24 protein-coding genes and 1 pseudogene are annotated in these 26,836 nt (G+C 69.4%); 12 read left to right on the top strand and 13 right to left on the bottom strand.

All coding sequences use genetic code 11. The features are described 5' to 3' along the window. Positions 1–809: 809 nt before the first annotated feature. Both M6444_RS23095 and M6444_RS23090 read left to right on the top strand, forming a co-directional pair. A pseudogene (locus tag M6444_RS23095) lies at positions 810–3,017 on the top strand (glycoside hydrolase family 78 protein); the annotation flags it as partial. Between the two features lie 183 nt (positions 3,018–3,200). Further along, positions 3,201–4,406 carry an NEW3 domain-containing protein gene (locus tag M6444_RS23090; RefSeq protein WP_363326472.1) on the top strand — a complete coding sequence of 402 codons (1,206 nt, stop codon included), beginning with the start codon at positions 3,201–3,203 and terminating at the stop codon, positions 4,404–4,406. A 23-nt stretch (positions 4,407–4,429) separates the two neighbouring features. Here M6444_RS23090 and M6444_RS22085 read toward each other — a convergent pair whose 3' ends face one another. Both M6444_RS22085 and M6444_RS22080 read right to left on the bottom strand, forming a co-directional pair. Then, positions 4,430–4,990, bottom strand: a complete 561-nt coding sequence (locus tag M6444_RS22085; RefSeq protein WP_298332514.1) for a Uma2 family endonuclease — start codon at positions 4,988–4,990, stop codon at positions 4,430–4,432. Between the two features lie 174 nt (positions 4,991–5,164). Beyond that, positions 5,165–6,061, bottom strand: coding sequence for an NAD(P)-binding domain-containing protein (locus tag M6444_RS22080; protein ID WP_298332510.1), 897 nt, complete (start codon positions 6,059–6,061; stop codon positions 5,165–5,167). Between the two features lie 87 nt (positions 6,062–6,148). On the opposite strand from M6444_RS22080, the gene M6444_RS22075 reads away from it, so the two are divergent. After that, positions 6,149–6,544: a helix-turn-helix domain-containing protein gene (locus tag M6444_RS22075; RefSeq protein WP_298332508.1), complete on the top strand. Its 396-nt coding sequence runs from the start codon at positions 6,149–6,151 to the stop codon at positions 6,542–6,544. Here the strand turns inward: M6444_RS22075 and M6444_RS22070 are convergent. The 4 genes from M6444_RS22070 to M6444_RS22055 form a co-directional block, all read right to left on the bottom strand. Continuing rightward, positions 6,511–10,212, bottom strand: coding sequence for an ABC transporter ATP-binding protein (locus tag M6444_RS22070; RefSeq protein WP_298332505.1), 3,702 nt, complete (start codon positions 10,210–10,212; stop codon positions 6,511–6,513). The two genes, M6444_RS22075 and M6444_RS22070, sit on opposite strands and share 34 nt — an antisense overlap. 90 nt (positions 10,213–10,302) lie before the next feature. Further along, a complete protein-coding gene (locus M6444_RS22065) occupies positions 10,303–10,890 on the bottom strand; it encodes a Uma2 family endonuclease (RefSeq protein WP_298332502.1) in 588 nt (195 codons plus the stop codon). 154 nt (positions 10,891–11,044) lie between these two features. Next, entirely contained in the window at positions 11,045–11,752 is a 708-nt protein-coding gene (locus tag M6444_RS22060) for a DUF1990 family protein (protein WP_298332500.1), read from the bottom strand. 17 nt (positions 11,753–11,769) lie between these two features. Beyond that, complete coding sequence (locus M6444_RS22055) at positions 11,770–11,979, bottom strand: hypothetical protein (protein ID WP_298332498.1); 210 nt, start codon at positions 11,977–11,979, stop codon at positions 11,770–11,772. A 131-nt stretch (positions 11,980–12,110) separates the two neighbouring features. Between M6444_RS22055 and M6444_RS22050 the strand changes: the two genes are divergently transcribed. After that, positions 12,111–12,794: a DUF1990 family protein gene (locus M6444_RS22050; protein WP_298332495.1), complete on the top strand. Its 684-nt coding sequence runs from the start codon at positions 12,111–12,113 to the stop codon at positions 12,792–12,794. A gap of 17 nt (positions 12,795–12,811) precedes the next feature. Here the strand turns inward: M6444_RS22050 and M6444_RS22045 are convergent, their stop codons facing one another. Further along, positions 12,812–13,411, bottom strand: coding sequence for an NAD(P)H-dependent oxidoreductase (locus M6444_RS22045; RefSeq protein WP_298332492.1), 600 nt, complete (start codon positions 13,409–13,411; stop codon positions 12,812–12,814). Between the two features lie 36 nt (positions 13,412–13,447). Here M6444_RS22045 and M6444_RS22040 point away from each other — a divergent pair, with 36 nt between their 5' ends. After that, positions 13,448–14,599, top strand: a complete 1,152-nt coding sequence (locus M6444_RS22040; protein ID WP_298332489.1) for a hypothetical protein — start codon at positions 13,448–13,450, stop codon at positions 14,597–14,599. Here M6444_RS22040 and M6444_RS22035 read toward each other — a convergent pair. From M6444_RS22035 to M6444_RS22025, 3 genes are read right to left on the bottom strand one after another with little or no spacing between them, the layout of a single operon-like run. After that, entirely contained in the window at positions 14,582–15,604 is a 1,023-nt protein-coding gene (locus tag M6444_RS22035; RefSeq protein ID WP_298332487.1) for an NAD(P)/FAD-dependent oxidoreductase, read from the bottom strand. The genes M6444_RS22040 and M6444_RS22035 overlap by 18 nt on opposite strands. Continuing rightward, entirely contained in the window at positions 15,601–16,122 is a 522-nt protein-coding gene (locus tag M6444_RS22030) for an isoprenylcysteine carboxyl methyltransferase family protein (RefSeq protein ID WP_363326471.1), read from the bottom strand. The genes M6444_RS22035 and M6444_RS22030 overlap by 4 nt, the downstream gene beginning before the upstream one ends. 18 nt (positions 16,123–16,140) lie before the next feature. After that, complete coding sequence (locus tag M6444_RS22025) at positions 16,141–17,223, bottom strand: 3-oxoacyl-[acyl-carrier-protein] synthase III C-terminal domain-containing protein (protein ID WP_298332483.1); 1,083 nt, start codon at positions 17,221–17,223, stop codon at positions 16,141–16,143. An 11-nt stretch (positions 17,224–17,234) separates the two neighbouring features. On the opposite strand from M6444_RS22025, the gene M6444_RS22020 reads away from it, so the two are divergent. Next, the gene (locus M6444_RS22020) at positions 17,235–18,056 is read left to right on the top strand and encodes a UbiA family prenyltransferase (RefSeq protein ID WP_298332481.1); all 822 of its coding nucleotides are present in this window, start codon (positions 17,235–17,237) and stop codon (positions 18,054–18,056) included. Between the two features lie 4 nt (positions 18,057–18,060). Beyond that, entirely contained in the window at positions 18,061–19,236 is a 1,176-nt protein-coding gene (locus M6444_RS22015; RefSeq protein WP_298332478.1) for a geranylgeranyl reductase family protein, read from the top strand. Here M6444_RS22015 and M6444_RS22010 read toward each other — a convergent pair. Continuing rightward, positions 19,154–20,065 carry an oxygenase MpaB family protein gene (locus tag M6444_RS22010; RefSeq protein WP_298332475.1) on the bottom strand — a complete coding sequence of 304 codons (912 nt, stop codon included), beginning with the start codon at positions 20,063–20,065 and terminating at the stop codon, positions 19,154–19,156. The two genes, M6444_RS22015 and M6444_RS22010, sit on opposite strands and share 83 nt — an antisense overlap. 163 nt (positions 20,066–20,228) lie before the next feature. Between M6444_RS22010 and M6444_RS22005 the strand changes: the two genes are divergently transcribed. Then, a complete protein-coding gene (locus M6444_RS22005) occupies positions 20,229–20,894 on the top strand; it encodes a D-Ala-D-Ala carboxypeptidase family metallohydrolase (RefSeq protein WP_363326470.1) in 666 nt (221 codons plus the stop codon). A 22-nt stretch (positions 20,895–20,916) separates the two neighbouring features. Here M6444_RS22005 and M6444_RS22000 read toward each other — a convergent pair whose 3' ends face one another. Beyond that, on the bottom strand, positions 20,917–22,068 hold the full coding sequence (locus M6444_RS22000) for a L,D-transpeptidase family protein (protein WP_298332469.1): 1,152 nt from the start codon (positions 22,066–22,068) through the stop codon (positions 20,917–20,919). A gap of 289 nt (positions 22,069–22,357) precedes the next feature. On the opposite strand from M6444_RS22000, the gene mshA reads away from it, so the two are divergent. From mshA to M6444_RS21980, 4 genes are all read left to right on the top strand, one after another. Then, positions 22,358–23,665 (top strand): D-inositol-3-phosphate glycosyltransferase, encoded by a 1,308-nt coding sequence (gene mshA / locus M6444_RS21995; RefSeq protein ID WP_298332466.1) that lies wholly within the window; start codon positions 22,358–22,360, stop codon positions 23,663–23,665. A gap of 7 nt (positions 23,666–23,672) precedes the next feature. Beyond that, positions 23,673–24,167, top strand: coding sequence for a YbjN domain-containing protein (locus M6444_RS21990; RefSeq protein ID WP_298332462.1), 495 nt, complete (start codon positions 23,673–23,675; stop codon positions 24,165–24,167). A 10-nt stretch (positions 24,168–24,177) separates the two neighbouring features. Next, complete coding sequence (locus M6444_RS21985) at positions 24,178–24,924, top strand: phosphoglyceromutase (protein WP_298332459.1); 747 nt, start codon at positions 24,178–24,180, stop codon at positions 24,922–24,924. Positions 24,925–25,073: 149 nt separating this feature from the next. Further along, positions 25,074–26,078 (top strand): hypothetical protein, encoded by a 1,005-nt coding sequence (locus M6444_RS21980; RefSeq protein WP_298332458.1) that lies wholly within the window; start codon positions 25,074–25,076, stop codon positions 26,076–26,078. A gap of 17 nt (positions 26,079–26,095) precedes the next feature. Here M6444_RS21980 and phoU read toward each other — a convergent pair whose 3' ends face one another. Next, complete coding sequence (phoU, locus tag M6444_RS21975; RefSeq protein WP_363326469.1) at positions 26,096–26,758, bottom strand: phosphate signaling complex protein PhoU; 663 nt, start codon at positions 26,756–26,758, stop codon at positions 26,096–26,098. Positions 26,759–26,836 lie beyond the last annotated feature (78 nt).

Raw genomic sequence — 26,836 nt, 5'->3', positions numbered from 1 at the left:
CGGAGGTGGACGTGATCAGCCTGACCGCTGAGCACGCGACGAACCCGCTGGGCTTGCCGGTCGAGGCGCCGCGGCTGGGCTGGCAGTTGCAGTCCGGCCAGCGTGGCGTCGTCCAATCCGCGTACCAGGTGCAGGTCGCCTCCAGCGCACAGGCGTTGGCCGACGGCGCGGCCGACGTGTGGGACAGCGGCCGGGTGGAGTCCGCGGACTCGACTCTCGTCCAGTACGACGGCCCGGCGCTGGAGCCGGCAACCCGCTACCACTGGCGCGTCCGGATCTGGGACGGCGACGGCGTTGCGTCGGACTGGAGCGAACCGGCCTGGTGGGAGACCGCGCTCGCGGACGGATCCGACCTCGGCGCGCAGTGGATCGGGCGCGAGACAAAGGAGCTGCTGCCGCGCAGCAACACCGAGCAGAACACGCCGGCCGAGCTCGAACCCGACACCACGCTGGGGCAGACGTTCACCACCGATCGCGCTTTCGACCTGGTCGCCGCCAAGGCGCCGACGTGGAGCACCACCGACTCCGCGGTCACGCTGACGCTGTACCGCGAAGGTCCCGGCGGCGAGCAGATCGCGTCGCAGCAGATCAGCGACGTCGCGGACAACTCCTGGATCGAGCTCGGCCTCGACGAAGCCGCGGAGCCGGGAACGTACTACCTCGAGATGGCCGACGTCGTCGGCACCGTCGGCTGGTGGAGCCACACGGACGATGTGTATGCGCACGGCGCGGCTTTCGCCGACGGCGAGCAGGTCGACGGCGACCGCACCATCCGGTGGCGCCCGGCCGTCGCTGAGCCCGACGGCCTCAGCCCACAGCTGCGTACCGAGTTCGAGCTCGACAAGCCGGTCGCCAACGCGCGCCTCTACTCCAGCGCGCTGGGGGTCTACGAGGTGCACCTCAACGGTGCCCGGGTCGGCGACCATGAGCTGGCCCCGGGCTGGACGGACTACGACACCCGGGTGCAATACCAGACGTTCGACGTCACCGACCTGCTGGCCGAAGGCGACAACGCCATCGGCGCGATGCTGGGGACGGGCTGGTACGCCGGGCACATCGCGATCTTCGGGCCGAGCCAGTACGGCACCCAGCCGTGGTTCCTGGCGCGCCTCGAGGTCACCTACGCCGACGGCACGACCGAGGTCGTCACCACCGACGACACCTGGCGCACGGCGGACGGGCCGGTGCTCACCTCGGACATGCTGATGGGCGAGACCTACGATGCGCGCGAGCGCACGCCCGGCTGGACCGAGCCCGGCTTCGACGACGGTGGGTGGCAGCCGGCCATCGTCAAGGACGACGTCACCGCCGAACTGGTCACGCAGGCCGACCCGCCAGTGCGCGTGACGGAAGAAATCACGCCGGTGCAGATCACCGAGCCCGAGGACGGCGTGTACGTCGTCGACATGGGTCAGAACATGGTCGGCACGGTCCGCTTGCGCGTCGAGGGCCCGGCCGGAACGACCGTCCAGCTGCGCCATGCCGAGGTGCTCAACGACGACGGCACCATCTACACCGACAACCTGCGCACCGCGGAGGCCACCGACCGGTACACGCTCGCCGGCGACGGCGAGGAGGTGTACGAGCCGCACTTCACCTTCCACGGCTTCCGTTACGTGGAGATCACCGGCTTCCCGGGTGAGCCCGACCTGGACACCTTGACCGGCCTGGTCAAGCACACCGATGCGCCGATGACCAGCTCGTTCGAGACCGGCAACCCGCTTCTGGACCAGCTGTACAGCAACATCACGTGGGGTCAGCGCGGCAACTTCCTGTCCATCCCGACCGATACTCCGGCCCGGGACGAGCGGATGGGATGGACCGGCGACATCAACGTGTTCGTCGGCGCGGCCGCGTACAACATGGACGTGTCGCGCTTCCTCACCAAGTGGCTGCAGGACCTGCGCGATGCGCAGTTCGACAACGGCGCATTCACCGACGTCGCGCCGATCGTCGGGTTCCTCGGCGGCGGATCGGCCGGTTGGGGTGACGCCGGCGTGACGGTGCCGTACACGTTGTGGCAGCGCTACGGCGACCTCGGCCTGCTCGAGGAGCACTACCCCGCCATGCAGGCGTGGATCAGCTATCTCGAAGAGCACTCCGAGGGCTATCTGCGCCCGGCCGAAGGGTACGGCGACTGGCTCAACGTGGACGACGAGACACCCAAGGACGTCATCGGCACGGCCTACTTCGCGCACAGCGCCACTTTGGTCGCCGAGATGGCCGCGACCCTGGGCCACGACGAGGACGCTCAACGCTACGAGCAGCTCGCCGCCGACGTGCGTGCGGCGTTCGTCGAGGCCTACGTCGACGACGAGGGCCGGGTCGAAGGCGACTCGCAGACCGCTTACGTGCTGGCGCTCGGGTTCGACGTGCTCCCGGACGAGCTCCGGGACCAGGCCGCGAACCGGCTGGTCGAGCTCATCAAGGCGCGCGACTGGCACCTGTCCACGGGGTTCCTCGGTACCCCGGACCTGTTGCCGGTGCTGACCGAGACCGGCCACATGGACGTGGCGTACCGGCTGATCATGCAGGACACGTTCCCGTCCTGGGGCTACCAGATCGCCAACGGCGCGACGACGATGTGGGAGCACTGGGACTCGATCAAACCGGACGGCACGTTCCAGGATCCGGCCATGAACTCGTTCAACCACTACGCCTACGGCGCCGTGGGCGAGTGGATGTTCCGCAACATCGCCGGTATCCAGCAGGCCGCGCCCGGTTTCGAGCGGATCGTGATCCATCCTCGTCCGGGGGCCGATCTCGACCACGCTTCGGCGAGCTACCAGTCGGCCATGGGCGAGATCGCGACCTCGTGGCGGCGTACCGAGCGCAGTTTCGAGCTCGACGTCACGGTGCCGCCGAACACGACGGCCGAGGTCTGGGTACCCGCCCGGGTGGCCGCCGCGGTCACCGAGAGCGGCGGACCCGCGGGCGAGGCCGACGGCGTCACGTTCGACCGGATGGCTGACGGATTCGCCGTGTTCGACGTCGGCTCCGGCGATTACCAGTTCGCCGCCGATCAGGTCCTGGGACAGCTGTACCTGGGCGAGCAAGCGGCGCCGGAGGTCAGCGACGCCGTCGACGACGTCCGGTCGAAGCTCAGCGACGACCAGGCCGCCTACCTCGACCAGCGGGCCGAAGCCATCGCGGACGTCGCAGCGGCGGCGCTGGAGAATTACGCACCTGGGGATGACGACGTGACGGTCCGGCAGGTGCATCGCGCGCTCGGAGAGACCGGCCGGGTGATCGACTGGTTGCGCCACCAGGAACGTGCGGGGTTGCCCGCCGACGTGGTGACGCAGCTGACCGATGCCGTGCGCGCGGTGCACACACCGCTGTCCGAAGCCAGCGCTTTGCTGCTCGGGGTGCGCGCGACGGTCAGCGCGGCCGAGGGCTCGGTGTCGGCCGGCGATGCCTTCGATGTCGAGGCGAGCGTCGAGAATGCCGGTGACACACGCCTGCAGGGTGTCGAGATGCGCCTCGACGTCCCCGACGGTTGGACGGTCGAGTCGACCGGCAGCGACCGGACGGCATCGCTGCCGCCCGGCGAGACGTTCACCGCCCGATTCACGGTGACGACTCCGCCAGACCAGCCCGTCACCGCCGGGGTGGACATCACGGCAACGTCGACGTTCTCGCGCGCCGGCGGCCGGGCCGACCTGACGTCGTCGACGTCGGTGGACGTGCGGTCCCCGGTGACGATCGAGGAGCTGACCGCGGATCCGCGCATCGTCGACGAACCCGGATCGACGGTCTCCGTCTCGGCGGTGGTGGTCAACGGCTCGGGAATCGACGTCACCGGTGACGTCCACGCTGCGGTTCCGGACGGCTGGAGCGTGGAGCCGGCAGCCGTGCCGTACGACCTCGCCGCCGGTGAGCGCATGCCGGTGACGTTCGACGTGCATACCCCGGATGAGCCGGCAGCGGCAGATGTGCGGCTCACGGCGTCGTATGCGGGCAACGACGGCGACACGGCGGCGATCCGGCTCACCTACGCCCTGCAATCGTGGCTGTTCGAGACCGACGGCGACGCCGAAGGTTGGCGCCCGGAGAACCACCTCGGCGACTTCGACGTGTCCGACGGGGCGCTGCGCACGACGTCGCTCGGCGGCGACCCGTTCATGGTCAACGACGCCGACCTCGAGATCGACGCCAGCGACGGGCTCACCGTCGAGATCACGATGCAGACGTCGGCCAGCAGCGACGCCCAGGTCTTCTGGACCAGCGACGCCGACCCCAACTTCACCGAGGGCAAGAGTACGAAGTTCAGCGTCGAGGCCGGTGAGATGCGTACGTATCGCGTGCCGATCCGTGCCTTCGACGGCGTGGTGACCGGGCTGCGGCTGGACCCGCTGACGACCGAAGGAGACATCGTCATCGACGCCATCCGGATCGTGCAGTGAGTACGGCTGAGCTCACGCCCGGGTCAGGGCGTGAGCTCAGCCAGCGGTACGTCGACGAAGAACGGTTGCTGCAGGTGTGCAACGCCCTGGTGCCACGATCCGAGTTCGCTGTAGACGTCGTCTCCTGCCCTCAGCGTGTAGGCCGTCAGCGAGACCTGTGGGCGGGTCTCGACTCGCCAGTATGCGGGGATACCGGCTTTGGCGTACTGGGCGGGCTTCGTCACCCTGTCGGTGGTGACCGAGCCAGGGGACACCACCTCGATCGCGAGTAGGACATCGGCGGGAGTCACCAGTTCGCCGTCATCACGCACGACCTTCCGGGGAATGACGCAGAGGTCCGGGGTCCGGTAGCTGGGATGCAAATCGAGCCCGACCGGCCCGAGGACGGTGTGGCTGCCAGGCACTGCCCGGCTCAAGATGAGTAGCAATTGGGCGGATACGAATTCGTGCCGAACGCCTGGCGGCGGCGTCATCGTCAGGGATCCGTCGACGATCTCGTAGCGCCACCCGTCGTCCGGGAGGTCGTGGAGGTCGCTGAATGTCCAGGGATCGAACTCGTGACCGGGTCGCCGAGGTACCGCCACGTGCACCATCCTGCACCTCCAATACGTCCGAGTCTGCCATGTCCAAGGTTCATGAACCCAGCAGACGGCTGGGCGATCACGTGCGCCATCCGGCGATCAGGATCTGTGGAAAACTCGGCGCGGAAACGAGAGCTGTGGACGACCGCGGATCCTGCCCGGCTCAAGATGAGCAGCTCAGGCGAGTTTGTTGGCGCGCATGCTCTCGTGGACCCGTGCCAGCCCTTCGCCGCCGTGCCCGGCCGCGATCTGCTGCCTGATGAGGTCGTGGACCGCCGCGATCGTCGCCGGGTTCACACCCTGGTCGTTACTGGCTCGCACGATGTGGGAGAGATCGGAGAACTCCAGACTCTGCTGGCCCGGAACCGTGTAGTCGCCCCTGTCGATGATCTCCGCGTACCCGGCGAAGGAATCGGTCATGGCTTTGATGAAGGGACCCGTGCGATCAGCGAATTCCTGCGCCGACATTCCTTCGGAGCCCACCATCGCGACGCCGTGGAAGAAGCCGGCGAACATCTGGTACATCCCGGACAGCATCGCCAGGTCGATCAGCGAGGCCATGCCCGCGTCCGCGCCGTCGAACGTGCTGGTGGCCCACGTGTCGAGCACAGGCTTGTGCTGCTCGTAGGCGGTGTGTGAACCGCTGTAGAAGATCTGCGCGTCGGGCGTCCCGATCATCTCCGGCACCGCCAGGATGGCGCCGTCGAGATACGTGATGCCGTGCCCGCCTGCCCAGGCCGCCAGTTCGCGCGCCTCGTTCGGCGTGGTCGTGGTGAGGTTGACCAGGGTGCGGCCACGCAGTTCGGCGGCGACCGGATCGAGTGTCTCGTGGATGGAGGCGTGCCTGAGCAGGCAAGCGACGATCACCGGATGGTGCGCGACTGCGTCGGTGATCGTCGGCGCGCTCACGCCGCCGCGCTCGATCACCGAGGCGTCTCGGCCCGGCGTTCGGTTCCAGACCGTCACGCGGTGACCGGTGTCGAGCAGGCGGGCGGCCAGGGCTGAACCCATCGCTCCCAACCCGAGTACCGTGACCCCGGCCCGTGCCGTGGGTGTTGCCGATTCCGATGTCATGCCGCCATGCTGGGCGAGAACGAGCCAACCGGGAAGTACCCACTATTCCGTGGGGTACTGACCTTTCCGTCAGTCAGGAGTTCAGTGGTGGCCAAGGCACCGAGGTCCGGGCCGTACATCTGCGGGACCGACGCTGCGCTCGACGTCGTCAGCGGTAAGTGGAAAGGGCTGATCCTCTGGGAGCTGCACGACCACGGCGTCCGCCGGTTCGCCGAACTGCGCCGTGCGCTACCCGGCGTCAGCGAGAAGATGCTCACTCAGCACCTGCGTGAGATGGAGGCCGACAGCCTCGTCCACCGTGAGGTCTACGCGGAGGTGCCGCCGAAGGTCGAGTACTCCCTCACCGAAACGGGCGCGTCGCTCAACAAAGCTCTCGGCCCCCTCGGTGAATGGGGCCGAGAGCGACTGCGACGCGAGGGACTCGAGGTCACTCCCGTGCCCCGCGACGATCAGCCGGTCGGCTCGAGTACCCGCGCGACGTAGTCGGGGGCCGGCTCGTCGCCGTCGATCCGTCCACCTGCCACCACGACGACGCGGTCGACCCAGTGCAGCGACTGTGGGCGGTGGGTGACCACGATAGTGGTTCGCCCGGCCGAGGCCACCCGCATCGCCTGATTGACTTTGCGCTCGCTGGCGAGGTCGAGGTTGGACGTCGCTTCGTCGAGGATCAGGATCGACGGGTCGCCCAGTAACGCACGCGCCAGGCACACCAGCTGGCGTTGCCCGGCCGAGAGCGAGCGGCCGCGTTCGGCGACGACATGGTGGTACCCGCCCGGCAGCCGGGTGATGAACTCGTGGGCACCCACCGCCCGGGCGGCCGCCTCGACCTCGGCGTCGCCGGCGTCGGGACGGGCATAGGCGATGTTGTCGCGGATGGTGCGCGAGAACAGGAACGGCTCCTGCGGCACGTAGCCCAGGTGACTGCGGTAGCTGGTGACGTCGAGCTCGTCCAGTGGCTTCCCGTCGATCAGTACCGTGCCGTCGGACGGGTCGTAGAACCGGGCGACCAGCTTGGACAGTGTGGACTTGCCCGCTCCGGTGCGCCCGACGAACGCGATGCGTTGCCCGGCCGGGACGTGCAGATCGACGTCGCGGATCGCGTCGACCGACGCGCTGGCGTAGCGCAGGCGGACCGACTCGAACCGGATGTCGCCCTCGAGTGAATCGACCTTGGCCGCGTCCGGACGCACCGGGGTCGACGTGTCGAGCGCCAGCAGCCGGCGCACTCGGACCAGCCCGGTACGCGCCCGCTGGTAGACGTCGAACACCTGCGACAGCTGTTGGATCGGCGCGAAGACCTGCGCCAGATAGAGCAGGAACGCGATCAACGTGCCGAGTGCGAGACTGCCGGATTCGATGCGCTGCGCCCCGACACCGAGGACGGCGGCGATGGCCAGGACCGAGAGCAGCTCGATGGTGGCGACGTACACCGACGTGGCGAACAGGCCGCGCAGGCTCGCCGTGACGTAGCGCTGCCCGAGCGCAGCGAAGCGGGCGAGGTTCACCGACTCGCGCCGGTAGGCGTGGGTGACGCGGATGCCCGACATGCTCTCCTGGATGTCGGCGTTGAGGGTGGAGACCAGCTCGCGGGCTTCGTCGTAAGCCACCGAGGCGCGCCTGCGGTACCACCACGTCACGGCCGCCGCGAACGGGACCACGCCGAGCACGACCAGCGCCAGCATCGGATCGAGGGCCACGACGACGACCGACATGCCCGCGAAGGTCGCCAGGCTGACCACGGCGTTGATGAGGCCCACCTGGAACAACTGCGCGATGGCGTCGACGTCGGAGGTCATGCGGGTCATGACCCGCCCGGCCTGGGTGCGGTCGTAGTAGTCGATGCCCAGGCGCTGGAGCTGGCCGAAGATCCGTACCCGCATCGCCAGCAAGAGCCGCTCGGTACTGCGCGTGGTCCACAAGAAGCCCGTGCGCTGGTCCCACCACAGCGCGACCACCAGCGCGGCCGCGACGGCACACAGGCCCAGCAGCGTGGGGACCGAGCCCGCGGTCATGCCGTCGTCCACGGCCTTGCGCACGATCATCGGGTTGGCCAGGACGATCACGGCTTCGAGCACCACGAGCACCATGCCGACGACCAACCCGCCGGCGTACGGGCGCAGGAACGACGGCAGCCGCAACGGACCGGACGTGTGGCCTTCACGGGCGAAGTCCACCTGCGGCGGGTCCTTCGGCGGCGGCAGCGCCGCGATCTGGTCGGCCACAGCCTGGGGCATGGTGGTGCGCGCCCCAGGAAGCGAGCCGGTGGCATCCTGCCGGGACTCCCACGCCGACGCCGTCGCCTCGAAATGACCGGCGCGAGCTTGGGACATCAGATCCGGTCGCCGCTCGTCGGGTCCCGTGCCGTCGCCGAACAGGTCGCGGTAGAGCTCTGAACGCTCCATGAGCGCGTCGTGGCTGCCCTGGTCGACCACCACGCCGTCGTCGATCAGCACGACCCGGTCGGCGAGCTTCAGCGTCGACTCGCGGTAGGCGACCAGCAAGACGGTGCGCTCGGCCAGGAACGGCTCGAGGTTCGCATGGATGCGCTCTTCGACCTGAACGTCGACCGACGACGTAGCGTCGTCCAGAAGCAGGATGTCGGGCTCGGCCAGGAGTGCGCGGGCGAGCGCGACCCGTTGGCGCTGCCCACCGGACAACGTGATGCCCTGCTCGCCGACAACCGTGTCGTAACCGTCCGGGAGTTCCTCGATGAATTCGTCAGCGGCCGCGGCCCGGGCGGCGCGACGGATGTCGTCGAGGTCGGCGTCGGGCCGGCCGTAAGCGATGTTCGCGGCGATCGTGTCGGAGAACAGGAAACTGTTCTCGAACACCACGCCGATACGCCGACGCAGCTCGGGCAGCGACCACCGGCGGACGTCGATGCCGTCGACGGTCACCGTTCCGGCGTCGGCGTCGAAGAACCGCGGCAGCATCGTCAATGCGGTCGACTTACCGCAACCGGACGGACCGACCAGCGCGACGGTCTCGCCGGGGGCGACGTCCAGGGTGAACCCGCGTAGCACCTGGTGGCCGTCGCCGTCGGCGTAGGCGAAGCGCAAGTCAGAAAAGGACACCGCGCCACCGCGCGGCTCGACGCCCACCGGGCGCAGCGGCTCGGTGATCTCGGCCTCGAGGTCGAGCAGCTCACCGACCCGTTCGGTCGCCGCCCGGCACTGCGGGGCGTTGGTCATGACCATGCCGGCGACGCGCGCGATACCGACGAGTTCGGCGAGGTAGCCGGTGCAGGCCAGGAAGACGCCGACGGTGAGCTGGCCGTTCATCACCAGCATCCCGCCAACCAGCAAGACGAGGACCTGCCCGGCCAACGGCGCACCCTGCAGCGACGCGATGAACGGCGCACGCAGGCGCACCGCGCGCACCCGGGCGGCGAACATGTCCAGCAGCGAGCGGTGCAGCCGCTTGGTCTCAGCCGGTTGCTGGCCGAACGCGCGGACGACCCGTACACCGGTGACCGCCTCTTCGACGCGGGAGGTCATCTCGGCTTCGCGGTCTTGGGCATCCCAGCCGGCGGCGTACACCCGGCGCCGCTGCCGGTTGGTCACGACGAAGACGACGACGATGACGGCGACCACCAGGGACGCGACAGCCGGCGACAGGGTGATCATGAGCCCGATGGCCAGGAGTGCGGAGGTCATGGCCCCGGCGACGTGCGGGATCCAGCTGAGCATCATGTGCACGTAGCGCAGGTCGCTGCTGATGCGCGAGACCAGTTGGCCGCTCTGCAGCTGCGCGTGGCCGGTGAAGTCCAGCCGCTGCAGCGTGTCGTAGACGTCGTTACGCAGGTCGTTCTGGATGCCGAACGCGGTCTTGCCGCCGATGTAGCGCCAGCCGGCCGAGAACACGAATCGGGCGACTGCGACACCGGCGAGCAGCGCGAGCATGGGGCCGATCGGCGTGGTGCCGCCGATGGCGTCGTCGATGACCCGGCCTTGAGTGACAGGAACCAGGGCGACGGTGACCGCCCACAACAGGGCGAGCACGACGGAGACGATCAGCGTGCGACGGTGGCGGAGGAGATACGGAGCGAGGCGGCGGAACGACCCCGGCGCTGAGGGGTCGGCTGACGCGGCCGGTGAGTCGGCGGAGGTCGAAGTAGGTGAAGGGCGGGCGGACTCGGCGCGATTGGGCACAGGGATCTCCGCGGAAGGAGGCTCGGTGGGCTGTGGGGACGTGTCCGATACGGACCGAAGGCATAGTTTACGCCTGTCGCGGGAAATCGATCAACCAGGTTGGTGAGCGTTTTCCAGATCCGCGATGGGTACCTCGATGGCGAACGGTTCGGTGAATCGGGCGACGTCGCCGACCTTCCAGGTGCCGAGTTCGGTGTAGGTCGAGGCGCCGCCCGGCAGCCTGTATGCCGTCAGCGTCGTATGTGGACGAGTCTCGATCCGCCAGAAGTGCGGGATACCCGCCGCGGCGTACTTGGCCGGCTTGAGGATCCGGTCGGTGGACTGGGAACCGGGTGAGACGACCTCGACGACCAAGCTGAGTTCGGACGGCTCGGCGCGATCCCGACCTGGGCGTACGGCGTCGCCGTCGATCACCACCAGATCTGGGATGAGATACGTCGGGTGCAAGTCGACGCCGACCGGGCCGACCACGCGTAACGTTGTGGGTAACCAGCTGTGGAGCGTGGCCCGAAGGGCGTCGGAGACACCTTCGTGCCAGATGCCGGCAGGCGGGGTCATCAAGAGCGCGCCATCGACGATCTCGTAGCGCCACAACGACTCCGGCAAGGAACGCAGGTCTTCGAACGTCCACGGCTCCACACTGTCGAGTGGTCGTTCGGCTGCGGCCACGCCGTCCATCGTTCATCGCCTCCTGCGGAGAGTGTCGCATCGTTCGTTGTCATCCGGCCACTGTCATCGGTCGTCCATCCCGTCCGCCAGTGCCGCCGATTCATTTGTGGACAAGCGAGCTCGCTGCTGCCGTATGTGGATGACCGGCGCGTTGAGCCGGTAGTCAGCTGGGGTGTCGCCAGCGGATGGCGAACCGTTCCGCGGCCGAGTGCCCGGCGTCCGACGGGGCGAGAACGAGACCGCCGGCGCCACGGCGGGCCGGTACGACGTCGGGTCGGCCCCGGCGGGCGGCGGTCGCCGCGGCGAGTCGTTCACCGCTGCGGCGGTAGAAGCGCCGCTGGGTGCGCCGGCCGAACAGCTGCCACCCCAGAGTGGTGATCAGCCCCAGCGTGGGCGCGCGCTGCGAATAGGCCTGCAGCCGGAAGCTCACCTGGCCGGTGTCGTCATCCTTGATGACCTCGTAGGAGATCCGGCCGCGTTCGAGGTGGCCGTCGAGTGTCTCGTAGGCGAACCCCCACATGCGGCGTGCGGCATCGCCCGGCTTCTCGTCGATGACCTCCGTGACCCGCACACCCAGGTAGAAGCGCAGGCCGTAGAACCGGGCTTCGAGCAACATGTCCCGCCCGAGCAGCGGCGCGGCCGGGGCGTACACGGCCCGCAGCACCGCGGGATCGCAGAACTCGTACGCCTCGACGAGTGCACAGGCGCTCTCCCAGGAGCCGCCCGGCTCCGGCGCACCCGGTCGTTCCCCCGGCAGGGAGCTGGTCCAGGTGTCGAACACCCAAGGGCCGGGACGCACCTCGTCGGGCCGATAATTCACCTCGCGCCGGCTCAGCTCGGCCAGTGCGGGCGCAGCGTCGATCCGGCTCAACAGGTGACCGGTCCGGTTCATTCGGTGGCGCGCAAGGCGTCGCCGATGAGCCACAGAGTGGGTGGCCACAGACCGACGAACAACGCTCGGCGCTCGGCGTTGCCGCGCTCGGCTTGATCCACGGTCTTCGCGCGCACCCACAAGCCGATGCACAGCGCTATTGACCCGATGGACATCGTGTGCAGGTGAGCGCTGCGCAATCCCAGGGCTTTCATCGTCTCGACCATGCGCGAAACCTCCCGCGTACCGGTTGGAGCTTTCCGGATGGGGTACCCCTCCGGTGATCCTCCACCCCTGTCGTCAGGCGATCAGAAGCGAATCGGTGGTTCGATTGCGATCTTCGAGGCGTGCACCCGCGATGCCCTGGCCCGCACTGGCCTCGCGCTGGGCGTACGGAATGGCCCTGATCTCGTGGCGCTACCTGTGGCAGACCACCCCGCTGTATCGAACCGACAGCACCGTCGGGTCGGGCTGTCAGCCGCCACCCGTCCCACCCGAGGTGTCGAGCGCGGACCTGCAGCTCGTCGACGACGGTGTCGGAGAGACGTTTCATCGTCGGTTCATGGTGCGCATCGTCGATGCCCAGATGGGCGCCCGTGAGCTCATGCACCGGGTGCTCGGCGACCTGGGCGGGCACATGCCGCGCGAGGTCGTGCGCATCAGCCATCGAAACGAGTCCGGGCGCCCGCTGCAGCGCAACGACGACTTCGTCGTGGACATGCCCGGGCCGTGGAACGGTCCGGTACGGGTGGTGTTGATCGACGACACGCGACTGCGCCTGGCCACGCGGCAAGGCCACCTCGAGGCCGGGCAGATCGAGTTCCACTCCGCCGACGAGGGCGACCAGCTCGTCTTCGAGATCGAAGCGTGGGCCCGGCCGAGCAACCGTGTCGTCCGGCTGTTGTACTCCAGGATGCGGTTGGCCAAGGAGATCCAGCTCAACATGTGGGTGCGGTTCTGCAAGGCCGCGGTCGCCACGGCGGGCGGGCGGATGCTCGACGGCGTGCACATCGAGACCCGCCGAGAAGTCGCGGGCGGATAGCGCGAGGCTGCCTGGCACTACGAACCCGGGTACTGGTGCTGCTGGAGCAGCCGGGCCAGGTGGCAGGCGTTGGCCGCCAGCGCCGACGTCGTCGCGGCCACGGCATCCGGGGTGCGGTCGAGGTCCTTGTAGTCGCGCGGGTTCATCGCCTCGGAGTTCCAATAGGTCGCCCCCTGGGCCGGCACGGTGAAGCCGGTGTCGTTCAAGCCCTGGAAGAGGTCGGCGACGATCTTGTGTGCGCCGTCCTCGTTCCCGACCACGCCGACCACCGCCACCTTGCCGTACGTGGTCGGCCGGCCGGCCTCGTCGGTCTCGCCGGACTCGGCGTTGATCCGCTCCAGCGCGCGCTGCGCCACGCTGGACATGTGCCCGACCCAGGTCGGCGTGACGAAAGCGAGCACGTCGGCGGCCAGCAACCGCTCGCGCAGTTGCGGCCACTGGTCTCCGTCGCCCATGTCGACTGCCACGCCGGGGCGCACGTCGTAGTCGACCACCCGCGCGACGTCTCGTTCGACGCCGTGCTCGGCGAGGGCGTCGAGGATCTGGTCGGCCATCACCGCACTGCTGGACTCCGCCGGCGACGGCTTCAGCGTGCACACCAAGGCTAGAGCTCTCATGACCAGGGCCTACCCGGAACGTGATCAGCTCACACGGTGGGCGGCCATGAGCCGCACCGGATGGGGTACGGGCCGGGCATGCACCCGACGACAGCGATCGACACGATCCTCGACCGATCAGTGGTCCTGGGCTACTCGAGGATCGGCCCGGCCCTGCGCAGACACTGGTGGCCACCGGATCCGCCGCCAGGGTCGATGGCCGGGCGGCGCGTCCTGGTGGCCGGTGTGGCGTCGCCGCTGGGTGCGGCGATCGCGGCGGGGCTGTCCCGGCTGGGAGCCGACGTCGCGACCGATCCCGCCGAGCCGATGGACCGGCTGGACGCCCTGATCCACGCCTCCGGAGGGCAAGGGGATGCCGCCGCCATACTCGAACCGCATCGGCTGACCGATCGCCTGCGCGAGCCGTTGGCCAGGGCAGGAGGCATCGTCACGTTCGTGTGCTCGACCACGGATGCTCGGTACGCCCGGATGCAGGCGACACTCGCCCAGCTGTGGGCCGACCGGCTCCGCGATGACGGCGTCGAGGTGGTCAGCGTGCACCCGGGCTGGGTGGACGGCGACGGCGTGGCGGCGCCGCTGATGCGTTCGGCCCGCCAAGGCGCGGACACGGTGGTCTGGCTGGTCGCGACCCGCCCGGCCGCCGGCTCGGGACAGTTCTGGCACGACCGCCGGCCGCGCTCCACCGCGTACGGGCTCACCCGCCCGCCTGATGCTGATCAGCGCCGGCAATTCTGGGACCACGTCGCGCAGGCCACCGGGACGGCGCCGTGGGACACCACGGCGGACACCGTGCGTGAGTTCGACTTCGCGTTCGAACCCTCCTACCGGCTGCCCGCGCTGCTGTTCGGGGTCACGCCGGCGACGGCGCAGGTGTGGTTGGACGCGGACGAGTTGCACGTTCGGTTCGGGCCGTGGCGGCTACGCACGCCCCGGGCGAACATCGCCGACTGGACCGAAACCGGCGACTTCTCGTTCGTCAAGACCGCAGGTCCGGCCCACCTGTCGCTCGCCGATCACGGCGTGACGTTCGCGACCAACTCGGAACGCGCGGTGTGCGTGAGCTTCCACCGTCCGGTCCCGGCCATCGAACCGACCGGGCGGTTGCGCCACCCCGGCGCCACGATCACCGTCGCCGATCCGCAGGCCTTCGTCGCCGCCCTCGAGTCCACGTCAGGCCGGGCGGGCTAGCTGGTCCACCGCCGCGGAGAACACTCGCGGCAGCGCAGCGGCCATCGGCACCAGCGCCCGGCGGCCCGGGCGCACCGAGGTCACCGCGACCAGGCTCCTGGTCAGCACGTCGTAGCGCCGAGTGACGCGTCTCCAGGCTTGCTCGTACTGCTGCGGCCGGCCGGCCGCGACAGCGGCGACGGCCTCACGTGCCTGGGCCATACCCAGGGCAATGCCCTCGCCGGTCAACGCGTCGACGTAGCCGCTGGCATCGCCGGCCAACAGGGCCCGACCGGCGACGCGTCGGCGGGTGCGCTGCCGCAGCGGGCCGGCCCCGCGCACGGACGACACGGCGCACCCGCGAACGCGCTCACGAAGGTCGTCGAAGGCGTCGACCTGCTCGTCGAAGGAGGCTCGACGCGTGGTCAGGATCGCCACCCCCACCAGATCGGGCCCGACGGGCGTCACGTACGCCTCGGCCCAGCGCGACCAGTGCACCTCGACATAGTCGGTCCACGGCGCGGTCTGCAGATGGCGGCGCAGACCGAACCGGCGTACCGCCGGGACCGGCGCCTCCAGGCCGAGCTGGCGGCGTAGCCGTGAGTGCAGCCCGTCCGCGGCGATCAGATACCGCCCCCGCGTGTCGTTGGCGACGATCCCGGTGGCGTCCTGGGTCACCTTGGTGACCGGCTCGGCCACGACCTGCACCGCCGTAGCGTCGAGCGCGCAGCGCAGCGCCGCGTGCAGGGTGGTCCGCCGGACACCGAGCCCCGGTCCGGCGCGGAAGTCCGCATGGGCCCGCCGGTCGCCGGCGATGTAGCGGATGCCGCGCAGTCGGTGGCCGGCCGGATGTACGCCCAGGCCGGCCAGAGCGGCCACGGCGCCGGGCATCAGGCCTTCGCCGCACGCCTTGTCGATGGTTCCCGCCCGGGGTTCGTACAGCACGACCGACAACCCGGCCCGCACGGCGTACAGCGCGGCCGCCAGCCCGACCGGCCCGCCGCCGGCGATCACCAGGTCGGTCATGGCGACGGCCCGCCCAACAAGTGGAGCGCGGAGTTCTCGGTACGGATGCGCACCGCGAGCAGCACCGCATTGGCGAGGGTGAACACGACCGCGGTGATCCATGCGGTGTGCACCAGGGGGAGCGCGAACCCCTCGACGACGACGGCGACGTAGTTGGGGTGCGTCATCAGCCGGTAGGGGCCCCGCCGCACGCGGGAAGCTCCAGGCACGACGATGACCCTGGTGTTCCATTGATGGCCGAGCGTGGCGATGCACCACCACCGCAGCGCTTGGGCGAGCACGACGAGCGCGAGCATCGGCCAGCCCAGCGCCGGGACGAACGGCGGCCGCGCGAGCCACACCTCCACGCCGGCGCCGATCAGCAGCGCCGTGTGCAGGGCCACCATCGGCGGGTAGTGCGAGCGGCCCACCTCGACGCCGCCGCGGGACAGACTCCACGCGGCATTGCGCTTGGACACGACGAGTTCGGCGAGACGTTCCAGCCCGACCAGGCCGAGCAACACGGTGAACCAGACCATGCTCGCGGTGACCATGGCTCAGGCCTGCAGCAGGACGAGTTCGAGGGCGAAGCCCGGACCCATGGCCATGGCGATGCCGTAGCTGTCCGGCGGTGGCGGCCGCAGCGTCAGCGTGTCGGCCAGGATGTGCAGCACCGAGGCTGAGGACAGGTTGCCGATGCGTTCCAGCGAGTCCCACGTCAGCGCCAGCGCCTCGGGCGGCAGGTCGAGCGTGTCGCGCAGCGCCTCCACCACCTTCGGCCCGCCCGGATGGCACACCCACCAGGCGATGTCGGCACGGGTGAGGCCGTGCCCGGCCAGAAAGGCGTCGACGTCGCCGCTGACGTGCCGGCGTACGAGGTCGGGCACCTCGGCGCCGAGGACGATGCTCAGACCACTCGCCCCGACGTGCCAGCCCATGGCTTGCTGGGTGTCGGGGTAGAGACGACTGCGCCCGTCCACGACCCGAGGGTGTGCCACGCCGTCGGCGACGACACCCGAGGTCTCGCCGTGCTCGTTTCCGACGGCGACGACCGCGGCGGCCCCGTCCCCGAACAGCCCGCTGGCCACGAGATTGGGCACGGAGCGATCGCCGCGCTGCACGGTCAACGAGCACAGCTCCACGGCGAGCAGGACCGCCACCTCACGGGGGTGCCCGAGCAGATAGTCGTGCATTCGCCCGATACCGGCCGCGCCCGCGGCACACCCCAGACCCACGAGCGGTAACCGCTTCACGTCGTCGCGCAACCCCACGCGCCCGGCGATACGAGCCTCGATCGAAGGCACCGCCAGGCCGGTGATGGTCGTGGACAGCACGAGGTCGACATCCTCCGGACGCAGCCCGGCCGCCTGGACCGCCCGGGTGACAGCCTCCGCGCCGAGTTCCACCGCGACCTCGATGAACGCGTCGTTCGACTGGTCGAAATCGGCCAGCTGGGCATAGCGCTCCAGCGGCAGGGCCAGATGCCTGGACTTCACGCCGGTGTTGGCGTGGAACCGCTCGAGCAACTGGTGATCGTAGGGGCCGGAACTGGCGATGAGATCAGCGAACGCGGTGGTGAGCTGCGCCTGCGAATACTTGTGGACGGGCACCACTGCCTGCACGGACATGAGGCGCGTCATAGCGTCATCGTATGTGCGCAGCAGCAACGGTGGGCCGTACGACGCTCGCCTTGGCTCGAGCGGCCCACGCCGGGCCGACGGCTGCGGTGACGATCGTCGCGGTTCTGCTGGCCCAGAACGCGGGCAACGACGCCGCGACCATCGGCGTCGTGCTCGTGGCCGTGCTGGCCGGGCAGCTGTCCATCGGATGGTCGAACGACCTGCTCGACGCGCGCCGCGACCGGGCCGCGGGCCGGAGGGACAAACCGGTCGCGACCGGTGAGCTGCCGGGCGGCCTCGTCCGTGTGGGCATCGCGGTGGCGCTGACCGGGTGCGTGGTGGCGTCCATGTCGCTGGGGGCGGCCGCCGGATCGGTGCACTTGGCGCTGGTCGGCTGCGGTTGGGCATACAACGCGCTGCTCAAGCGGACGGTGTGGTCGTGGCTGCCGTACGCGGTGGCGTTCGGTGGGTTGCCCGTCGTCGCGACGCTGGCCCTGGACCCGCCGAGCTTGCCCCCGTGGTGGATGGTGGTGGCCGGCTCACTGCTCGGTATCGGTGCGCACATGGCCAACGCCGTACCCGATCTCGACGAAGACATCGCCACCGGTGTCGTCGGCCTCCCGCACCGGCTGGGACGACGAGGGTCGCTGGTGGTGGCGACCGGGGTTCTGACGGCTGCGTCGGCGGCGGTGGTGGCCGGCCCGGCCGGGCCGGTGCCGGGCTGGGCGTGGGCCGGGCTGGTGCTCGTCGTGGGACTGGCCGCGCTGGCGCTGGCCTCGACCGGGCGCACCGCGTTCCGCGCTGCGGTCACCATCGCCTTGCTCGACGTGGTCATGCTGGTGGCGCGAGGATGACCGGATGAACGACCAGTGGGACGTCGTGGTGGTCGGGGCTGGCCCCGCCGGAGCCGCGGCCGCGTTGGCGGTTCTGGCGTCGCGGCCGCACACCTCGGTCCTGCTACTCGACCGGGCTCGCTTTCCGCGCGACAAGGCCTGCGGCGACGGCATCGCGGCGCACGCCGTCGACGTGCTCGCTGCGATCGGTGTGCCGGGTGTGGTCGACGACGACGTTCCGGTCGCCCGCTTCGATCTCACCTACGGCGCCGCCAGGGTGACCCGGCCGATGGCCCGGCCGGCCTGGGTGGTGCCGCGGACGACGTTCGACGCGCGGCTGGCCGACGCGGCCGTGGCCAGCGGCGCGGTGCTCAGACACCATCGGGTGCGCACGGTGCGTTGCACACCCGACGCCGTCATGGTCGACGACACCGTCCGGGCCCGAGTCCTGATCGGTGCAGACGGCGCCTACTCGGCGGTGCGCAGGGCCATCGGTGCCGGGCCGACACGACGGCGTGCGTTCGCCCTCCGCGGCTATGCCCCTACGCCGCCGGCCCGTGCCGGACGGCAGAGCATCGTGTTCGCCTCGGCGAGCGAACCGGCCTACGCGTGGTCGTTCGACATCGGTGACGGCTGGTCCAACGTCGGCTACGGCCTGTACCCGTCGGCTACGGCAAGCACGCCGAGCCGCCAGATGCTGCAGGACCACCTCGAACAGCTGCTGCCCGGTTCCACCCGGCACGCCACCGCGTGGCGGGGCCATCACCTGCCACTGTCGTCGTGGCGATGGTCGAATCCGCGTGGCTCGGTGCTCCTCGCCGGCGACGCCGCGGGGCTGGTCAACCCCCTGACCGGCGAAGGCATCTACTACGCGGTGGCGACCGGCGCCTTGGCCGGGCGGGCCGCTGCTACCGCGCTGGCCACCGGGCGCCCGGCCGCCGCCGGGGCGGCGTACCGGTCTCGAGTGCGCTCGGCGCTGGGCCGGCACCTGCGGCACACCAGCACCGTCGCACGGCTGGCCAGGGTGCCGACCGTCCTGCGCGCCGGTGTACGCGCAGCGGCCGACGAGCAGGAGCTGTTCGACGATCTGGTCGAGGTCGGGCTCGGCCGTGGTCTGGTCACCGCTCGGCTGGTGACGGGACTGGTCCGGCATGCTCGAGGGCCGTGGGCGGCGGGGGCAGGGCCCAGCGGATCGTCCTGACCAACGCGTGTCCGCTCAGGCGTACCGCCGTAGCCTCGGCCATCGGCAGCCGCGGTAGCCGCAATGGCCACCGGGCCCAGGTCGGCAGCGTGGACACCGCGGTGGCGGCCAGTACGGCGTACGGACCGCGGGCGACCAACGGCAACGGTGGATTGAACAACAGGAACCGCGCCGCGGCGCGAGACTCCGGCGTGCTGGCCAGCTGCGGGCGGTAGCGTTCCAGTTGTCGGGCCAGCTCGGCGGTGGTCCGGGGCGGATCGACGACACCCAGGCGCACGGCGATCTCGGCGGCGTCGGCGACGTAACCGTCGCATCCCGCCGCGTCCAGCGGCTCGGCCCCGAAACGCTGGTGGCACGTGAGGAAGCTGTCCACCTCCGCGATGTGCACCCACGCCAGCAACTCCGGATCTGTGGCGTGGTAAGCGCGCCCGTCGGGTGCGACGCCCTTGACGCGCCGGTGGATGCCCCGCACCTTCGCCACGGCTCGTTCGGCGTCGTGCACGGTGCCGAACGTCGTCGTGGCCAGGAACGTGCTGGTGCGCTGGAGCCGGCCCCACGGGTCGCTGCGGAAGCCCGAATGATCAGCCACCGCCGCCATCGCCAGCGGATGCAGCGACTGCAACAGCAGCGCGCGCAGCCCGCCGACGAACATCGACGCATCGGCATGAACCCGGCGGATCGGGCGCTGGGGTGAGAACCACCGCGGCCCCGGAGTCTGGTGGATGCGAGCCCGGTTGGCCATACCGTCGGGCCCCGCGACGCGCTCGAACAGGGCCGCACCGATGCGTTGGCGGACCCCGGTCTCCAGACCGGTCAGCAAACCGGACATATCTCCCATGATGCCTCAGTGCGCCGCAGGCGGCTTGAGGCAAATCTGTGACGAAGATCATGACTTTATGTACACTCCAGGCGAAAAGGAGTGAGTCATGACGCGGACCCTGAAACGAACCGTGACGACGTTCGCCGCCGCAGCCCTCACGCTGGCGGGCACGATGGTGGCGGCACCGATGCAAGCGCACGCCTACGACTGGAGCAGCACGCTGCAACAGGGTTCCACCGGCGCTGACGTCCGCGAGCTACAGATCCGCGTGGCCGGTTGGGCCGCCGACGGCCCGGAGCAGACGTATGTGGCCGTAGACGGCGATTTCGGTCCGGCCACCGAGGCCGCGGTCATCCGCTTCCAGCAGCATTACGGCTTGGAGGCCGACGGTGTGGTCGACGCTGAGACTCAGGAGGCGCTGAACGCCTTGGAGGACTCCGACGGGTCGACCGCGCACTTCGAGTTCTCGGAGTTCCACTCCAAGGACGGCTCCGGATTCAACAGCGGCAAGGTCGACGCCGCGACGGTGAAAGAGAACGTCCGCCGGCTGATGTACAAGCTGGAAGCCGTCCGCGCGAAGGCCGGCGACCGGCCCATCATCGTCAACAGCGGCTTCCGCAGCATCAGCCACAACTCCAACGTCGGCGGTGCGTCGAACAGCCAGCACATGTACGGCATCGCCGCGGACATCGTGATCAGTGACCGATCAGTCAGCCAGGCGATCTCCTACGCGCAGTCGTCGGGCTTCTCCGGAATCATCCGCTACTCCACGTTCACCCACGTCGACAGTCGCGTCGAGTATCCGTACGGCGCCGGCAGCTACTACTGGGCCACATGAGCCGACGCCGTACGCGTGCGGGTCAGGAGCGGTAGACGATGACCTTGTCGCCGACGTTCACCTGATCGAACAGCGCCGCGATACCGCTCTTGTCGCGGACGTTGACGCAGCCGTGCGAGGCGCCGTTGTAGCCGTTGGATGCGAAGTCCGGCGAGTAGTGCACCGCCTGGCCGCCGCTGAAGAACATGGCGTACGGCATCGAGGTGTCATACAGCGACGACACGTGGTCTCGCGACTTGAAGTTCACCTGGAAGGCGCCTTCGCGGGTGGGCGTCAGTTCCGACCCGAAGCGCACGTCGAACGTCATGTGCACCTTGCCGTTGATCACCCAGCGCATGCTCTGCGTCGTCTTGTCGATGCACAGGGCGCGACCGGTGGTGCAGCGTGCGTCGAGTGCGGCGGATTCGCCGGTGTCGTTGTCGGGCTGCCGGTTGTGCATCTCGTCGTCAGTGGGTTCGCGGGTCATCTCGACCAGGCGGTCCCACGTGCGCTGATCGACCTCGCCGGTGGACGGTAAGCCCCGCTTCGTCTGGAACCCGGCCACCGCCTGGCGAGTTTCGTCGCCGTAGTTCGGCGTGATCTCTCCACTGAACCAGCCGATCTGGCTCAGGCGGGCCTGTAGTTCGCGGACCTCGTCGCCGGAGTCGCCGGGACCGATGATGGTGGGGCCGGCGACGATGCGGTTGTGCATCTCGTCATCGGTGGGTTCGCGCGTCATGTCGACCAGCCGTTCCCAGGTGGCCTTGTCGACCTCACCGGTCTGCGGCAGGCCGCGCTTGCCCTGGAATCCGGTGACGGCGTCAACGGTGACGGCGTCGTACGTGCCGGTGATCTTCGGTGCGTACCACTGGATCTGCTTCAGCCGCGCCTGTAGCTCGCGGACGTCGTCGCCGGACGAGCCGGGCGCCATGAGGGCCGTGGGCGTGGGCGTCGGGGTGGGTGTCGGAGTCTCCGTGGGCGTGGAGGTTTCGCTGGGTTCCGGCGTGTCACTGGGTGTGGGCTGCGCGTCCGGCGTGGGTGGGGAGGTGCTGGCATCGCGGGCGTCCGCGGCGGGCGCGGCCGACGCGGGATCGTCGTTGCCGAACCGGTCGAGGCCGAAGATTCCGGCGACCACGACCCCTACGGCGAGCAGCGCCACCAGGACGCTCGTGCCGACTTTCCTCCGTTGACTCACGATGTGTTCCCTTCCTCCCAGCAACGTCGGTCATCAACGTCGCTCACACCCGGGAAGACTCTCGATGCGCACGCCGGGTTGCCCCCACCCGGCAGAAATTAGATGACGATCTGGTTACGACCGTGGTCAGCGACCACGATGCAGGTGTTCGGCGATGTGAATGTATGTCGGTTTCGGCATATATGAGCTGCGGAGTCACAGTTTGTGAGGGTGATCATAGCGGGGAATCCGGGCACGGCGTCGCAGGTTGTTGTCAACGAGTCGGTGACATCACCCGGAAAGGACGCCCATGCCCCTGACGTCGGCGCCCGCCCCGGCCACGATTCGGCGGGTAGCGATGCTCAGCGTGCACACGTCCCCGCTGGATCTGCCCGGCACCGGAGACGCCGGGGGAATGAACGTGTACGTCGTGGAGTTGGCCCGGCGCCTGTCCGCGTGTGGTGTCGAGGTCGAGGTCTTCACCCGGGCGACGTCGTCGGAGCAACCGCCGGTGGCTGAGCTCGTGCCGGGCGTCCTCGTCCGCCACGTCATGGCCGGTCCCTACGAGGCGTTGCCCAAGACCGAACTGCCCGCGGCGCTGTGCGCGTTCACCTCCGAGGTCCTCCGCGTCGAGGCCGCGCACGCGCCGGGACGCTACGACCTCGTGCACTCGCACTATTGGCTCTCCGGGCAGGTCGGATGGCTCGCTTCCGAACGATGGAGCGTGCCGCTGATCCACTCCATGCACACCATGTCGAAGGTGAAGAACCTGGCGCTGGCCGCCGGCGACGAACCCGAGCCCCGATCCCGTGAACTGGGTGAGGAGTTGGTGGTCGGGGCCAGCGACGTCGTCGTGGCGAACACCCCCGTCGAAGCCGATCAACTGATCACGCTCTACGGAGCCGAGCCAGACCGGGTGGTCGTCGTTCCACCCGGTGTCGACCTGCAGCAGTTCACCACCGGTGACCGAGCCGGTGCGCGAGCACGGCTCGGGCTACCCGACGATGCCGTCGTGTTGCTCTTCGCCGGGCGAATCCAGCCGTTGAAGGCGCCCGACGTGCTGGTGCGGGCCGCCGCCGAATGGCTCGGCAGGGATCCGTCGATGCGCCAGCGGCTGGTGGTCGCGGTCGTCGGCGGGGTCTCCGGCTCCGGGGCGAGCGAACCGGACGCGCTTGCGCGCCTCGCTCAGTCGCTGGGCATCAGTGACGTCGTGCACTTCTATCCGCCCGTGGGCCGCGACGAGCTCGCGACCTTCTTCCGGGCCGCCGACCTCACGGCCGTGCCGTCGTACAACGAGTCGTTCGGACTGGTGGCGCTGGAGTCACAGGCGTGCGGGACCCCTGTGGTCGCGGCGGCGGTGGGCGGGTTGCGTACCGCTGTGGCCGACGGGGTGTCCGGTGTGCTGGTCGACGGGCACGACCCGGCCGCCTGGGCGACCGCGATGGCCGACGTCGTCGCCGCGCCACGGCGCTGGCAGCAGCTCAGTGCAGGCGCCGTCGCCCACGCGGCGCGGTTCGGCTGGGACCGCACCGCGACTCGTATGCTCGACGTCTACGCCGACGTGCAGGCGCGGTACCGCGCGCGTACGTGCGGCACGGTCAGCGGAATGGGTGCGTGAGACGAACGTGAGCGAACGAAGCCGGGTGGCTGACGTCGTCCGGTCTCACCTGGCCGAAGCGGGCCAGCCGTGGGACGAGACGGCGGCCGGCGTCTTCTCCGTCGAACTGCCCGGCGAACGCAAACTCAAGACGTCGTGCAGCCTGGCCGTCGGTGACCACAGCCTGGTCGTCAACGCCTTCGTGGCCCGCTGTCCCGACGAGAACCAGGCCCGCGTGCATCGCTGGCTGCTCGAACGCAACGCCCGGCTGTCCGGCGTCGCCTTCGCCGTCGACCACGTCGGTGACATCTACCTGGTCGGCCGGCTGCCCTTGCACGCAGTGACCGAGGCCGAACTCGATCGGCTGCTGGGCGTCGTGCTCGAGGCGGCCGACTCGTCGTTCAACCCGATTCTCGAGATGGGCTTCGCCTCGTCCATCCGCCGGGAGTGGCAGTGGCGGCTCTCCCGCGGGGAGTCCACCCGCAACCTTGCCGCCTTCGAGCACCTGCGCCCGGGTGAGTAGGCTCGTGCCCATGACGTATCAGCTGCTTCTGGTCCGCCACGGCGAGAGTGAATGGAACGCGAAGAACCTGTTCACCGGCTGGGTCGACGTCGACCTGACCGCCACCGGCGAAGCTGAGGCCAGACGTGCTGGTGAGTTGCTGACCGCTCGGGGTGTGCTGCCGGACGTGGTGCACACCAGCGTGCTGCGCCGCGCCATCCGGACCGCCGACCTCACGCTCGGCGCCGCCGGCCGGCATTGGATCCCGGTACGGCGCTCGTGGCGGCTCAACGAGCGGCACTACGGGGCGTTGCAGGGCAAGAACAAGAAGCAGACGCTCGACGAGTTCGGCGAAGAGCAGTTCATGCTCTGGCGCCGCTCGTACGACACCCCGCCGCCGCCCATCGACCCTGACGCGGAGTTCGCGCAGACCGGTGACCCGCGCTATGCCGACCTGCCGCCGGAGCTGATGCCGGCCACGGAGTGCCTCGAGGACGTGCTGCACCGATTCCTGCCGTACTGGTACGACGCCATCGTTCCGGACCTGCGCACCGGTGTCACCGTGGCCGTCGTCGCACACGGCAACTCGCTGCGTGCGCTGGTCAAGCACCTCGACGACATCTCTGACGACGACATTTCCGGGCTGAACATCCCCACCGGTGTGCCGCTGCTCTACGAACTCGACGAGTCGATGCGCCCGGTACGCCGTGGCGGCGAGTACCTCGACCCGGACGCCGCGGCAGCAGCCATCGAGGCCGTGAAGAATCAGGGCCGCTGACTCCGGCGCTCTTGTTTTCACCTTCTGGAGGGTTTTCCACCCTTCAGCTGGAGGTGAAGGGTGGAAGACCCTCCAGAAGACGCGCGGGGTTTTCCACAGGCAAGCTCACTCCCCTGGCATCGGTGACGTCCGGCGGGTGGTATGTGAGCATGCCTCGCGTCGCCCACGTTCCCGACACCCTGCGCCGCATCCCGTTCCGTGGGTCGGACGCCGTCGCATCCGGTTTGCTCACTCGACGCCAACTCGATTCGAAGGTGTGGGTGCGGATCCTGCGCGATGTATACCGTCACGTCGACCTGCCCGAGACTGATGCTGTACGTGCCCAGGCGCTTCGTGCGGTGCTGCCGCCCGACGGGGTCGTCAGGGGCAGGACGGCAGCGTGGTTGCACGGGGTGTGGCAGCCACGACCCGGGCAGGTGGTTCCGCTGGAGTTCGCGCGCCCGACGACGGCGTCGAGCACCGCGTTGGCCGGCGCGCGTCAGCGCCGTCTCGAGTTCCTGCCGACCATGCTGTCGGAGGTGCCTGAACTGTCCGACGGCTGCGTCGGTGACCTGGTCGAAGTCCACGATGCTCCCACCACATCGGTGCTTCGAACATGCTTCGAGCTGATGCGGGATCGCCCACTGGTCGAAGCTGTCACCGTCGCCGACGCGTTCGCCTTCGCCGGAGTGCTGACGCTGCCGTGGCTCAGCGCCTATGTCGAGCTGCACCGCGGCTGGCCTGGGGTGCGGCAGGCGCGCATGGCGGTGGAGCTGGCTTCGTGCCGGTCCCGTTCCCCCGGCGAGTCGCGGTTACGAATGATCGTCGTTCTCGGCGGGCTGCCCGAGCCGATCGTCAACGTCGCACATTACGCCGACCGCGGGCGGACCATGGTCGGGATTCCAGATCTGTACATCAGAGACACACCGCATCCAGTCGGGCTCGAGTACGACGGCGCCTACCACGACGACTCGGTGCAGCGCACGCTGGACAACCGTCGCGAGAACCGCTTTGCCGCCGAGCTGCACATGTCGCTGTTGCGGTTCGGCGCGACGGATGTGCGTTCGCGATATCACGCCTCGCTGGAGCAGATCGTCGAGGCGACCGGGTGGCGTCATCGACAGGACCTGCTCGACGCCGACTTTCGGCGGACAGCACCCGGTCTAGCGTGGTGACGCAAGGTCGCGGGTGTTCAGCGCCGGGTGGTGTTCGCCCACTCGATCTCGCCGGTGACCAGGTAGCGGACGTTCGTGGCGATCTCGACGGCGTGGTCGGCGAATCGCTCGTAGTACCGCCCGAGCAGCGCGATGTCGACGGCGACCTCGACGCCGCGATCCCAGCGCTCGTCGAGCAGCTCCCGGAACAACGAGCGATGCAGCTGGTCGACCTCGTTGTCGTCCTGCGCGAGCTCGGCGGCCGCCTCAGCGTCTCGACTCAGCAGGACGGCCGCGGCCTTGCCGGCCATCTCTTCGGCGGCGCGGCCCATCGCGGCGAAGGTCGAACGCATGTCGTGCGGAACCGCGTTGTCGGGGTAGCGCATCCGGGCGATCTTGGCGACGTGGACGGCGAGGTCGCCCATGCGTTCGGCATCGGCGGTGATCCGCAGCGCGGAGGTCACCTCGCGCAGCTCGGTGGTGACCGGGGATTGGGTCGCCATGAGCTGAAGCACCTGCTCGTCGACGCTGTGCTGATCGCGGTTGATACCGGAGTCGGCCGTCACCACCTGCTCGGCGAGCTCGAGATCGGCCTCGAGCAATGCCGTCGTGGCCCGTCGGATCTGATCGCCGGCTTTACGGATCATGCCGACCAGCTGGCCGGTCACGCCGTCCAGCTGGTCGCGGTAGGCCTGGCGCATGCGTGTCGTCATCCCGTCGTCGTCGTGCTGAGGTCGGGCGTGCTGCCACGTCCCGGCGACCACGCTAGGCGCTGATGG

This window comes from Haloactinopolyspora sp. (assembly GCF_027324685.1).
Taxonomy (GTDB): domain Bacteria; phylum Actinomycetota; class Actinomycetes; order Jiangellales; family Jiangellaceae; genus Haloactinopolyspora.
This window is presented reverse-complemented; position numbering and strand designations above follow the sequence as displayed.